The following is a 13,792-nucleotide window of genomic DNA, read 5'->3' on the forward strand; positions in this document are numbered from 1 at the left end:
TTTTTCTTTTGAGTTAAAATATGGTTATCCATAATCAGTAATGCGCACCGATTCGGTGCTTTTTATTTTATTATACTAATTCATTGTACTCCTATTTTTATAAAAAAACAAATAATATCGTAACGCTTTCATGAAGTTTGAGACCATTTCAATGGAGTTTATAAGTAAGTGAACTGAGAAATACAGATTCCTTTTTAAGTAGATGTTCTAAAGAATAGCAATATAAAATAAAAAGAACTGGGATAATTAACTATCCTAGTTCTTCTTTTTATATGGAATATTCTTCTATTCCTCCTCAGATAACTCTTTTCCAAGTTGGATGAGGTAGTCTTTCAAATCGTCTTTAACTTGTGGGTGTTTGAGAGCGTAGTCGATGGAGGTTTTCATAAAGCCAAACTTGTCTCCGACATCGTAACGAGCCCCTTTGAACTCACGAGCAAATACACGTTGTGTTTTATTGAGGGTGTCGATTGCATCTGTCAGCTGAATTTCATTTCCTGCACCTGGAGCTTGGTTTTCGAGGATTTGGAAAATTTCAGGCGTGAGGAGGTAGCGTCCGATGATAGCAAGGTCGCTAGGAGCGTCCTCTGGAGCTGGTTTTTCAACGAAGGTTTCAACGCTGTAAAGACCGTCTTTTCCTTCGCCTTGCGGAGCAATAACCCCGTAAGCAGAGACTTCGTCGTGAGGGACTGGCATGACAGCGATAGTAGACGCGTGGGTACGCTCGTAGTCATCCATGAGTTGTTTGGTAAGTGGAACAGCCTTTTCGTTGGTGATATCCATCAAGTCATCACCAAGCATAACGACAAAAGGTTCATTTCCAACGAAAGCTTTTGCCTGCAAAACAGCATCTCCGAGACCACGTGGATGAGTTTGACGAATAAAATGCAGGCGCATGCCAGTTGTTTCATCAACCAGCTTCAAAAGATCCGTTTTTCCTTTTTCTTTGAGGTTATATTCCAATTCGAAGTTTGAATCGAAGTGGTCCTCGATAGAACGTTTTGACTTACCTGTAACAACCAAGATATCTTCGATACCAGATTTGAGAGCTTCTTCAACGATAAACTGGATAGTAGGTTTGTCTACGATTGGCAACATTTCCTTGGCCAAGGCCTTAGTTGCTGGGAGGAAACGAGTTCCCAATCCGGCGGCAGGGATGACTGCTTTTCTGACTTTTTGTTTCATAAATGTTCCTTTCTATAAAGGTCTACGACCATTCGTTTTCTGCTTTAAATTCATTGTTCATGATGTCAGTGATTGCTTCTTTGATATTGACACCTTCATAGATAACTCGGTAAATAGCTTGTGTGATCGGCATGTAGACACCCAATTCCTGAGCCAGTTCGTAAGCTGCTCGAGTTGTTGAAATGCCTTCAATGACCATGCCCATGTTTGCTTCGATGTCTGCGAGGGATTCTCCACGGCCGAGAGCATCACCTGCCCTCCAGTTACGAGAGTGGACAGATGTCCCCGTTACGATCAAATCACCGACTCCAGAAAGACCGCTGTAAGTCAGAGGATTTGCTCCAAGAGCTACCCCTAGTCGGGTGATTTCTGCTAATCCTCGAGCGATGATGGCTGCCTTGGCATTATCGCCAAATCCTAGGCCATGTAATGCCCCAGCACCAACTGCAATGATGTTTTTAAGAGCACCAGCTGTTTCAACTCCGATAACATCCGTATTGGTATAGAGGCGGAAGTAGTGGTTGCTAAAGAGATTTTGGACGTACTGGGCAGTTTCAAGATCTTTGGAGGCTGCCGTAATCAAGGTGATATCCCGCACAATAGTTTCCTCAGCGTGGCTAGGTCCTGAAACAACGACGACTTCACTACGGAGATCGGCTGGAATTTCCTCTTCAAGAATGGTTGAGAGACGTTTGTGGCTATCTGGTTCCAAGCCTTTGGAGGCATGCATGATGACAACCTTGTGATCAAGTACCTTTGCTACTTGTTGGGCAACCAGTCTCGTTACTTTTGTTGGGACAACAAATAGAACAGCATCCACATCCTTGAGTGTTTCTTCTAAGTCATGATAAGCTTTGATTTTTTCGTCGAGTAGGATATCTTTGAAATAGCGTTTGTTTGTATGTTGGTTATTGATTTCATCAATTTGGTCAGAAATATTTCCCCAAATTCGAACTTCGTGTCCATTGTCGTTTAGTACCTGCGAAAGGGCAGTTCCCCAAGAACCAGGACCCAAGACAGCGATGGTTTGTTTCTTCATCTTTTCCTCCTTGTAAGAGTTCTTCCTTTCATTTTACCATAAAAAGCCTTTTCATGCATCATCTGTAGATGAAAGCGCACTAATTTATAATAAGGAGACTTCTTTGACAAGATGCCTCTTTTTTGCTAGAATAGCATCAATATGAACGAATGAGAAGGAGCTGACGCAGGATGTCGCTCCCTTTATCTATTTTATTAGGAGGAATTATGCTCATTAAAAAAATAAAAACCTATAAATGGCAGGCCTTGGCATCCCTAATGATGACAGGTTTGATGGTTGCGAGTTCACTCTTGCAACCGCGCTATTTGCAAGAGGTGTTAGAGGCTTTGTTGGCCGGTCAACATGAGGCTATCTATAGTATTGGCGCTTGGTTGATAGGGGTAGCCCTAGTCGGTCTAGTTGCAGGCGGGGTCAATGTAACGCTTGCAGCCTACATTGCTCAAGGAGTGTCTTCGGACCTTCGTGAAGACGCTTTTCGCAAGATCCAGACTTTTTCTTATGCCAATATCGAGCAGTTTAATGCGGGTAATCTTGTCGTTCGTATGACCAATGATATCAACCAAATTCAGAACGTGGTGATGATGGCTTTTCAAATCCTTTTCCGTCTCCCTCTTCTCTTTATCGGTTCCTTTATCTTGGCGGTTCACACTCTCCCGTCACTTTGGTGGGTGATTGTCCTCATGGTGCTCCTCATCTTTGCACTAACAGGCATCATGATGGGGATGATGGGGCCACGATTTGCTAAGTTTCAAACCCTTCTTGAACGGATCAATGCTATTGCCAAAGAAAATCTACGTGGTGTCCGCGTAGTCAAATCCTTTGTACAAGAAAAAGCACAATTTAACAAATTTACCGAGGTTTCAGATGAACTTCTCGGCCAAAATCTTTATATCGGTTATGCCTTCTCAGTTATAGAACCCGTTATGATGCTAGTCGGCTATGGAGCGGTTTTCCTCTCAATCTGGTTAGTGGCTGGAATGGCTCAGTCAGATCCATCTGTAGTGGGTTCGATTGCTTCCTTTATCAATTATCTCAGCCAGATTATCTTTACTATTATCATGGTTGGCTTTTTAGGAAATTCTGTCAGTCGTGCCATGATTTCTTTGCGTCGCATCCGCGAGATTCTAGATACCGAGCCAGCGATGACCTTTAAAGATCTCCCAGATGAAGAGTTAGAAGGAAGTCTCTCTTTTGAAAATGTGACCTTCACCTATCCTAATGATGATGAGCCTATGCTGAAGAATGTAACCTTTGATATTGCGCCTGGTCAGATGGTCGGTGTGGTTGGGGCGACTGGAGCAGGGAAGTCCACTCTAGCTCAGTTAATTCCACGACTGTTTGATCCACAGGAGGGATCTATCAAGATTGGTGGCAAGGATATTCGAGACGTCAGCGAGGGAACCTTGCGTAAAACAGTTTCCATCGTCTTGCAACGTGCTATTCTCTTTAGCGGGACCATTGCAGATAATCTTCGTCAAGGGAAAGGCAATGCCAGCGTGTCAGAAATGGAACGTGCAGCACGGATTGCCCAAGCCAGTGAATTTATCGGACGCATGGAAAACAAATTTGAGAGTCAGGTCGAAGAACGTGGAACCAACTTTTCTGGTGGACAAAAGCAACGGATGTCCATTGCCCGTGGGATTGTCAGCAATCCCCGTATCCTGATTTTTGACGATTCGACTTCGGCCTTGGATGCCAAGTCAGAAAGACTCGTACAGGAAGCTTTGAATAAAGATCTGAAAGGGACGACAACCATTATCATCGCTCAAAAGATCAGTTCAGTCGTCCATGCAGACAAGATTTTGGTCTTGGACCAAGGACGCTTGATTGGAGAAGGAAGGCATGCAGACTTGGTAGCTAACAATGCCGTCTACCGCGAAATCTACGAAACACAAAAGGGAAAGGAGGAATAAAATGAAAACCGTTCGATTTTTCTGGAATTATTTTAAAGTTTACAAGCTCTCCTTTGTCATTGTGATTCTGATGGTTGCAGTGGCGACAATTGCCCAAGCCCTCTTTCCAGTTTTTTCAGGTCAAGCAGTGACGGAGCTCGCTAACCTAGTTCTGGCTTATCAAAATGGAACTTCCGAACTAGCCTGGCAGAGTTTGTCAGCTCTGATGCTGAATCTAGCTCTAGTTGTCCTCGCCTTAGTGGTATCCAGTTTGATTTACATGACCTTGATGACCCGTGTGATTGCTGAGTCAACAAATGAGATGCGTAAGGGCCTCTTTGGCAAACTCTCTCGTTTGACGGTTTCTTTCTTTGACCGCCATCAGGATGGCGATATCCTTTCTCGCTTCACGAGTGACTTGGACAACATCCTTCAAGCCTTCAATGAAAGCCTAGTTCAGGTTATGAGCAATATTGCTCTTTACATCGGTTTGATTTTTGTCATGTTTTCAAGAAATGTGACGCTCGCCCTGATAACAGTAGCCAGTACTCCAGTAGCCTTTCTCATGTTGGTTTTCATCGTGAAAATGGCCCGCAAGTACACTAATCTCCAGCAAAAAGAGGTAGGGAAACTCAACGCCTACATGGACGAAAGTATTTCAGGGCAGAAAGCTGTTATCGTACAAGGAATTCAAGACGACATCGTAGCAGGCTTTGTGGAGCAAAATGAGCGCGTGCGCAAGGCAACCTTTAAAGGGAGAATGTTCTCAGGCATCCTCTTTCCTGTTATGAATGGGATGAGCTTGGTCAATACGGCCATCGTCATTTTTGCAGGTTCGGCTGTCTTGCTGAACGATCCAAGTATCGAAACAACGACAGCCCTAGGTTTGATTGTCATGTTTACCCAATTTTCTCAGCAGTACTACCAGCCAATTATCCAGGTGGCTGCGAGTTGGGGGAGCCTCCAGTTGGCCTTTACCGGAGCGGATCGTATCCAAGAAATGTTCGATGCAGAAGAAGAGATGCGCCCACAAAATGCACCTGCCTTTACGGAATTGCGAGAAGGTGTTGAAATCAGTCACATTGATTTCTCTTATGTGCCAGACAAGCCGATTTTAAAAGATGTTAGCATTTCAGCTCCTAAGGGGCAGATGATAGCAGTTGTAGGCCCGACTGGTTCGGGGAAAACAACCATCATGAACCTCATCAATCGTTTCTACGATGTGGATGCAGGTAGCATTTCTTTTGATGGCAAAGACATTCGTGACTACGACTTGGACAGCCTGCGGAGCAAGGTCGGGATTGTCTTGCAGGATTCGGTCTTGTTTAGTGGAACGATTCGGGATAATATCCGCTTCGGTGTGCCAGATGCCAGTCAGGAAATGGTCGAAGCAGCTGCAAAGGCAACTCATATTCATGACTACATCGAAAGCTTGCCTGACAAGTATGATACCCTTATTGATGATGAGCAAAATATCTTCTCGACTGGGCAGAAACAATTGATTTCCATCGCTCGGACCTTGATGACAGATCCTCAAGTCCTAATTTTAGATGAAGCGACTTCCAATGTGGACACCGTAACAGAAAGCAAGATTCAACATGCCATGGAGGCAGTTGTAGCAGGACGAACCAGTTTTGTCATTGCCCATCGTCTCAAGACCATCCTCAATGCCGATCAGATTATTGTCCTCAAAGATGGAGAGGTCATTGAACGTGGAAATCATCACGAGTTGCTCAAACTCGGCGGTTTCTATTCAGAACTGTATCACAATCAATTTGTCTTTGAATAAAAAAGAAGTTGTCCTCGTTGGGCAGCTTTTTCTTGTCCATAAAAAATACTTATCACGGTCTTTAAAAAAACATATTAGACAGGAAAGGGGTGGAGTGATAAGATAAGACTGTCGCAAGAAAATCGAAAGGAGACACATCATGGCTAGAACGGTTGTAGGAGTTGCTGCAAACCTATGTCCTGTAGATGCAGAAGGGAAAAACATCCACTCATCTGTATCCTGTAAATTTGCAGAGAGCATTCGTCAAGTCGGTGGTCTTCCTTTAGTAATTCCTGTAGGGGATGAGTCCATTGTTCGCGATTATGTAGAAATGATTGACAAACTCATCTTGACAGGTGGGCAAAACGTCCATCCTCAGTTTTATGGAGAGAAAAAGACCATTGAGAGCGATGATTACAACCTTGTACGCGATGAGTTTGAACTAGCCCTCTTGAAAGAAGCGCTTCGTCAGAATAAACCAATTATGGCAATCTGTCGTGGGGTTCAGCTGGTCAATGTTGCTTTTGGTGGCACTCTCCACCAAGAAATTGAAGGTCACTGGCAAGGCTTGCCTTTTGGGACATCTCATACTATTGAGACAGTAGAAGGAAGCGTGGTGGCTAAGTTGTTTGGCAAAGAAAGTCAAGTCAATTCAGTCCATCGTCAAAGCATCAAAGACCTGGCGCCTAATTTCCGTGTGACTGCTATTGATCCAAGAGACCAGACCATCGAAGCGATTGAGTCTGTCGACGAGCATCGTATCATCGGCTTGCAGTGGCACCCAGAGTTCCTGGTCAATGAAGAAGACGGCAATTTAGAACTATTTGAGTATTTATTAAATGAATTGTAACGGTTAGAGTCTCTAGCCGTTTTTATTCGCCCTTTCAGATTTTTTATATTTTAGCAAATTTACGCAAACGTTTGAATTCTGATAAAAATTGGGCAAATTCAATAAAAAAGCTTGAAAAAATCGAAGGTAAGCGTTATGATAGAAAAGAAGAAATTTTGGAGGATTATCATGTCACATATTAAATTTGATTATTCAAAAGTTTTAGACAAATTTGTTGCCCCACATGAAGTGGAATACATGCAAGCACAAGTAACAGCTGCAGACGAATTGATCCGTAAAGGAACTGGTGCTGGTAGCGACTTTTTGGGTTGGTTGGACCTTCCTGAAAATTATGACCGCGAAGAATTCGACCGCATATTGAAAGCTGCTGAGCAAATCAAATCAGACAGCGAAGTTTTGGTTGTAATCGGTATCGGTGGATCTTACCTTGGTGCCAAAGCAGCTATCGACTTCTTGAACCACCACTTTGCGAACTTGCAAACAAAAGAAGAACGCAAAGCGCCACAAATCCTTTACGCTGGAAACTCAATCTCATCTACTTACCTTGCTGACTTGGTAGAGTACGTAGCTGACAAAGACTTTTCAGTAAACGTGATTTCTAAATCAGGTACAACAACAGAACCAGCTATCGCTTTCCGTGTCTTCAAAGAACTCTTGGTTAAGAAATACGGTCAAGAAGAAGCCAACAAACGTATCTACGCAACAACTGACCGCCAAAAAGGTGCTGTTAAGGTTGAAGCAGATGCTAATGGTTGGGAAACATTTGTAGTTCCAGATGACATCGGTGGACGCTTCTCAGTATTGACAGCAGTTGGATTGCTTCCAATCGCTGCATCAGGTGCAGATATCAAAGCCCTTATGGAAGGTGCGAACGCAGCTCGTAAAGACTACACTTCAGACAAGATTGCTGAAAATGAAGCTTACCAATACGCAGCGGTTCGTAACATCCTTTACCGTAAAGGCTACGCTACTGAAATCTTGGTAAACTACGAACCATCACTTCAATACTTCTCAGAATGGTGGAAACAATTGGCTGGTGAGTCAGAAGGGAAAGACCAAAAAGGAATCTACCCAACTTCAGCTAACTTCTCAACTGACTTGCACTCATTGGGTCAATTTATCCAAGAAGGAACTCGTATCATGTTTGAAACAGTTGTCCGTGTTGACAAACCACGTAAGAACGTGATCATTCCTACTTTGGAAGAAGACCTTGACGGACTTGGTTACCTTCAAGGAAAAGACGTTGACTTTGTAAACAAAAAAGCGACTGACGGTGTTCTTCTTGCTCACACTGACGGTGACGTACCAAACATGTACGTAACTCTTCCTGAGCAAGATGCTTTCACTCTTGGTTACACTATCTACTTCTTCGAATTGGCAATTGCCCTTTCAGGTTACTTGAATGCCATCAACCCATTTGACCAACCAGGTGTTGAAGCCTACAAACGTAACATGTTTGCCCTTCTTGGAAAACCAGGATTTGAAGAATTGAGCAAAGAGCTTAACGCACGTCTATAATAGAAGAAAAGAGTGGTTTGACCACTCTTTTTACTCTCTTTATTCCTAGACATTGGACTCAAGCGAGACTTGTGATATAATATAGAAAGCAAAAAGGCAGACGCCTAGAGACTTTATAGGAGAAACTATGTCAAAAGATATCCGCGTACGCTACGCACCAAGTCCAACAGGACTACTACACATCGGAAATGCCCGTACAGCATTGTTTAACTACCTTTACGCACGCCATCATGGTGGAACTTTTATCATTCGTATCGAAGATACTGACCGTAAACGTCACGTTGAGGATGGGGAACGCTCACAGCTTGAAAATCTTCGCTGGTTGGGCATGGATTGGGATGAAAGTCCAGAAACTCATGAAAACTATCGCCAATCAGAGCGTTTGGAACTCTATCAAAAATACATCGACCAATTGCTAGCCGAAGGAAAAGCCTACAAATCTTACGTTACAGAAGAAGAGTTGGCGGCTGAGCGCGAACGCCAAGAAGCAGCTGGCGAAACACCACGTTACATCAATGAATACCTTGGCATGAGTGAAGAGGAAAAAGCAGCTTACATCGCAGAACGTGAAGCAGCTGGGATCATCCCAACTGTTCGTTTGGCTGTCAATGAGTGTGGTATCTACAAATGGCATGATATGGTCAAAGGTGATATCGAGTTTGAAGGTGGCAACATCGGTGGCGACTGGGTTATCCAAAAGAAAGATGGTTATCCAACTTACAACTTTGCAGTTGTCATCGATGACCACGACATGCAGATTTCCCATGTTATCCGTGGTGATGACCACATTGCCAACACACCCAAACAGCTTATGGTTTATGAGGCTCTTGGTTGGGAAGCCCCAGAATTCGGTCACATGACTTTGATTATCAACTCTGAAACGGGTAAAAAATTGTCTAAACGTGATACCAATACCCTTCAGTTTATCGAAGACTACCGTAAAAAAGGCTATTTGCCAGAAGCCGTCTTTAACTTTATCGCCCTTCTTGGTTGGAACCCAGGTGGCGAAGACGAAATCTTCTCTCGTGAAGAACTCATTAAACTTTTCGATGAAAACCGCCTCAGCAAGTCTCCAGCAGCCTTCGATCAGAAGAAACTTGACTGGATGAGCAACGACTACATCAAGAGAGCAGAACTTGCTACTATCTTTGAAATGGCAAAACCATACTTAGAAGAAGCAGGGCGTTTGACTGACAAGTCTGAAAAAATGGTAGAACTCTACAAGCCACAGATGAAGTCAGTTGATGAGATTGTTCCGCTGACAGATCTTTTCTTCTCAGATTTCCCAGAGTTGACAGACGCTGAGCGCGAGGTCATGGCAGGAGAAACCGTTCCTGTTGTTCTAGAAGCCTTCAAAGCGAAACTAGAAGCAATGACAGATGAGGAATTTGTGACAGAAAACATCTTCCCACAAATCAAAGCAGTTCAAAAAGAAACAGGTATTAAAGGGAAAAACCTCTTCATGCCGATTCGTATTGCCGTTTCAGGTGAAATGCATGGACCAGAATTACCAGACACCATTTTCTTACTCGGACGTGAAAAGTCAATCCAGCATATCGATAATATGCTGAAAGAGATTTCTAAATAAGTAGGAAAAATATAGGGATATGAGCTCATCCTTTCTTGGAGAGTAAGGGAAGGCCCTTTGAATTAAAAATCAAAAGAGTCAGTTTAACTGGCTCTTTTCCCTTATCTTTTCAGGATTTCGATAAAGAGGTAAAAAAGTTCTTGACAAAGGGAGAAAAGTAGGTATAATAGAAAGAGTCGAAAAGCTCAGGTCCGTTGGTCAAGGGGTTAAGACACCGCCTTTTCACGGCGGTAACACGGGTTCGAATCCCGTACGGACTATGGGTATATTGTGGTTAGAAAAAACTTGGAAAAAAGTTTAAAAAACTTGTTGACAGAGAGAGCTAGCTGTGATATACTAATATAGTTGTCGCTCATGAGAGAAGTGAGAGACAAAGACCTTTGAAAACTGAACAAGACGAACCAATGTGCAGGGCACTATAACTGAAGTTATAGTACTGAACAATGAAAAAAACAATAAATCTGTCAGTGACAGAAATGAGTGAGAACTCAAACTTTTAATGAGAGTTTGATCCTGGCTCAGGACGAACGCTGGCGGCGTGCCTAATACATGCAAGTAGAACGCTGAAGGAGGAGCTTGCTTCTCTGGATGAGTTGCGAACGGGTGAGTAACGCGTAGGTAACCTGCCTGGTAGCGGGGGATAACTATTGGAAACGATAGCTAATACCGCATAAAATTGATTATTGCATGATAGTCAATTAAAAGGTGCAATTGCATCACTACCAGATGGACCTGCGTTGTATTAGCTAGTTGGTGGGGTAACGGCTCACCAAGGCAACGATACATAGCCGACCTGAGAGGGTGATCGGCCACACTGGGACTGAGACACGGCCCAGACTCCTACGGGAGGCAGCAGTAGGGAATCTTCGGCAATGGACGGAAGTCTGACCGAGCAACGCCGCGTGAGTGAAGAAGGTTTTCGGATCGTAAAGCTCTGTTGTAAGAGAAGAACGAGTGTGAGAGTGGAAAGTTCACACTGTGACGGTATCTTACCAGAAAGGGACGGCTAACTACGTGCCAGCAGCCGCGGTAATACGTAGGTCCCGAGCGTTGTCCGGATTTATTGGGCGTAAAGCGAGCGCAGGCGGTTAGATAAGTCTGAAGTTAAAGGCTGTGGCTTAACCATAGTACGCTTTGGAAACTGTTTAACTTGAGTGCAAGAGGGGAGAGTGGAATTCCATGTGTAGCGGTGAAATGCGTAGATATATGGAGGAACACCGGTGGCGAAAGCGGCTCTCTGGCTTGTAACTGACGCTGAGGCTCGAAAGCGTGGGGAGCAAACAGGATTAGATACCCTGGTAGTCCACGCCGTAAACGATGAGTGCTAGGTGTTAGACCCTTTCCGGGGTTTAGTGCCGCAGCTAACGCATTAAGCACTCCGCCTGGGGAGTACGACCGCAAGGTTGAAACTCAAAGGAATTGACGGGGGCCCGCACAAGCGGTGGAGCATGTGGTTTAATTCGAAGCAACGCGAAGAACCTTACCAGGTCTTGACATCCCTCTGACCGCTCTAGAGATAGAGTTTTCCTTCGGGACAGAGGTGACAGGTGGTGCATGGTTGTCGTCAGCTCGTGTCGTGAGATGTTGGGTTAAGTCCCGCAACGAGCGCAACCCCTATTGTTAGTTGCCATCATTCAGTTGGGCACTCTAGCGAGACTGCCGGTAATAAACCGGAGGAAGGTGGGGATGACGTCAAATCATCATGCCCCTTATGACCTGGGCTACACACGTGCTACAATGGCTGGTACAACGAGTCGCAAGCCGGTGACGGCAAGCTAATCTCTTAAAGCCAGTCTCAGTTCGGATTGTAGGCTGCAACTCGCCTACATGAAGTCGGAATCGCTAGTAATCGCGGATCAGCACGCCGCGGTGAATACGTTCCCGGGCCTTGTACACACCGCCCGTCACACCACGAGAGTTTGTAACACCCGAAGTCGGTGAGGTAACCTTTTAGGAGCCAGCCGCCTAAGGTGGGATAGATGATTGGGGTGAAGTCGTAACAAGGTAGCCGTATCGGAAGGTGCGGCTGGATCACCTCCTTTCTAAGGATAAGGAACTGCACATTGGTCTTGTTTAGTCTTGAGAGGTCTTGTGGGGCCTTAGCTCAGCTGGGAGAGCGCCTGCTTTGCACGCAGGAGGTCAGCGGTTCGATCCCGCTAGGCTCCATTGGTGAGAGATCACCAAGTAATGCACATTGAAAATTGAATATCTATATCAAATAGTAACAAGAAAATAAACCGAAAACGCTGTAGTATTAATAAGAGTTTATGACTGAAAGGTCAAAAAATAAGGTTAAGTTAATAAGGGCGCACGGTGGATGCCTTGGCACTAGGAGCCGAAGAAGGACGTGACAAACGACGATATGCCTTGGGTAGCTGTAAGTAAGCGATGATCCAGGGATTTCCGAATGGGGGAACCCAACAGGTACTACCTGTTACCCATATCTGTTAAGGATATGAGGAGGAAGACGCAGTGAACTGAAACATCTAAGTAGCTGCAGGAAGAGAAAGCAAAAGCGATTGCCTTAGTAGCGGCGAGCGAAACGGCAGGAGGGCAAACCGAAGAGTTTACTCTTCGGGGTTGTAGGACTGCGATGTGGACTCAAAGATTATAGAAGAATGATTTGGGAAGATCAGCCAAAGAGAGTAATAGCCTCGTATTTAAAATAGTCTTTGTACCTAGCAGTATCCTGAGTACGGCGGGACACGTGAAATCCCGTCGGAATCTGGGAGGACCATCTCCCAACCCTAAATACTCCCTAGTGACCGATAGTGAACCAGTACCGTGAGGGAAAGGTGAAAAGCACCCCGGGAGGGGAGTGAAATAGAACCTGAAACCGTGTGCCTACAACAAGTTCGAGCCCGTTAATGGGTGAGAGCGTGCCTTTTGTAGAATGAACCGGCGAGTTACGATATGATGCGAGGTTAAGTTGAAGAGACGGAGCCGCAGGGAAACCGAGTCTGAATAGGGCGCATTAGTATCATGTCGTAGACCCGAAACCATGTGACCTACCCATGAGCAGGTTGAAGGTGCGGTAAGACGCACTGGAGGACCGAACCAGGGCACGTTGAAAAGTGCTTGGATGACTTGTGGGTAGCGGAGAAATTCCAAACGAACTTGGAGATAGCTGGTTCTCTCCGAAATAGCTTTAGGGCTAGCGTCGACATAAAGATTCTTGGAGGTAGAGCACTGTTTGGGTGAGGGGTCCATCCCGGATTACCAATCTCAGATAAACTCCGAATGCCAAAGAATTATGGTCGGCAGTCAGACTGCGAGTGCTAAGATCCGTAGTCGAAAGGGAAACAGCCCAGACCACCAGCTAAGGTCCCAAAATAATTGTTAAGTGGAAAAGGATGTGGGGTTGCACAGACAACTAGGATGTTAGCTTAGAAGCAGCTATTCATTCAAAGAGTGCGTAATAGCTCACTAGTCGAGTGACCCTGCGCCGAAAATGTACCGGGGCTAAAACAATTTACCGAAGCTGTGGATACCTTTATAGGTATGGTAGGAGAGCGTTCTATGTGTGATGAAGGTATACCGTGAGGAGTGCTGGAACGCATAGAAGTGAGAATGCCGGTATGAGTAGCGAAAGACAGGTGAGAATCCTGTCCACCGTAAGACTAAGGTTTCCAGGGGAAGGCTCGTCCGCCCTGGGTTAGTCGGGACCTAAGGAGAGACCGAAAGGTGTATCCGATGGACAACAGGTTGATATTCCTGTACTAGAGTATGTAGTGATGGAGGGACGCAGTAGGCTAACTAAAGCAGACGAATGGAAGTGTCTGTCTAAGCAGTGAGGTGTGATATGAGTCAAATGCTTATATCTGTAACATTGAGCTGTGATGGGGAGCGAAGTTTAGTAGCGAAGTTAGTGACGTCACACTGCCAAGAAAAGCTTCTAGCGTTTAAACATACTCTACCCGTACCGCAAACCGACACAGGTAGTCGAGGCGAG

Annotated in this window: 7 protein-coding genes, 2 tRNA genes and 2 rRNA genes (1 of these 11 running past the window's edge); 9 read left to right on the forward strand and 2 right to left on the reverse strand. The window is 44.9% G+C overall.

The features are described 5' to 3' along the window. Positions 1–285 precede the first annotated feature (285 nt). Positions 286–1,185 carry a UTP--glucose-1-phosphate uridylyltransferase GalU gene (gene galU, locus SNAG_RS00980; RefSeq protein ID WP_000811031.1) on the reverse strand — a complete coding sequence of 300 codons (900 nt, stop codon included), beginning with the start codon at positions 1,183–1,185 and terminating at the stop codon, positions 286–288. Between the two features lie 22 nt (positions 1,186–1,207). Next, positions 1,208–2,224: an NAD(P)H-dependent glycerol-3-phosphate dehydrogenase gene (locus SNAG_RS00985; protein WP_049505381.1), complete on the reverse strand. Its 1,017-nt coding sequence runs from the start codon at positions 2,222–2,224 to the stop codon at positions 1,208–1,210. Positions 2,225–2,430: 206 nt separating this feature from the next. Between SNAG_RS00985 and SNAG_RS00990 the strand changes: the two genes are divergently transcribed. From SNAG_RS00990 to SNAG_RS01035, 9 genes are all read left to right on the forward strand, one after another. Next, the gene (locus tag SNAG_RS00990; protein ID WP_096405892.1) at positions 2,431–4,137 is read left to right on the forward strand and encodes an ABC transporter ATP-binding protein; all 1,707 of its coding nucleotides are present in this window, start codon (positions 2,431–2,433) and stop codon (positions 4,135–4,137) included. A 1-nt stretch (position 4,138) separates the two neighbouring features. Further along, entirely contained in the window at positions 4,139–5,905 is a 1,767-nt protein-coding gene (locus tag SNAG_RS00995) for an ABC transporter ATP-binding protein (RefSeq protein ID WP_096405893.1), read from the forward strand. 139 nt (positions 5,906–6,044) lie between these two features. Beyond that, positions 6,045–6,734: a gamma-glutamyl-gamma-aminobutyrate hydrolase family protein gene (locus SNAG_RS01000; protein ID WP_042768238.1), complete on the forward strand. Its 690-nt coding sequence runs from the start codon at positions 6,045–6,047 to the stop codon at positions 6,732–6,734. 168 nt (positions 6,735–6,902) lie between these two features. Continuing rightward, on the forward strand, positions 6,903–8,252 hold the full coding sequence (locus SNAG_RS01010) for a glucose-6-phosphate isomerase (RefSeq protein WP_096405896.1): 1,350 nt from the start codon (positions 6,903–6,905) through the stop codon (positions 8,250–8,252). Between the two features lie 127 nt (positions 8,253–8,379). Next, positions 8,380–9,840: a glutamate--tRNA ligase gene (gene gltX / locus SNAG_RS01015; protein WP_096405898.1), complete on the forward strand. Its 1,461-nt coding sequence runs from the start codon at positions 8,380–8,382 to the stop codon at positions 9,838–9,840. Positions 9,841–10,028: 188 nt separating this feature from the next. Then, positions 10,029–10,100 (forward strand) — tRNA-Glu (locus SNAG_RS01020). A gap of 235 nt (positions 10,101–10,335) precedes the next feature. Continuing rightward, positions 10,336–11,882: ribosomal RNA gene (locus tag SNAG_RS01025) — 16S ribosomal RNA — on the forward strand. A 51-nt stretch (positions 11,883–11,933) separates the two neighbouring features. After that, a tRNA-Ala gene (locus SNAG_RS01030) sits at positions 11,934–12,006 on the forward strand. 124 nt (positions 12,007–12,130) lie between these two features. Then, positions 12,131–13,792, forward strand: a 23S ribosomal RNA gene (locus tag SNAG_RS01035); it runs 1,241 nt beyond the window's last position. Together the 16S and 23S rRNA genes with 2 tRNA genes alongside form the textbook arrangement of a ribosomal RNA operon.

It is taken from the genome of Streptococcus sp. NPS 308, assembly GCF_002355895.1.
Classification (GTDB): domain Bacteria; phylum Bacillota; class Bacilli; order Lactobacillales; family Streptococcaceae; genus Streptococcus.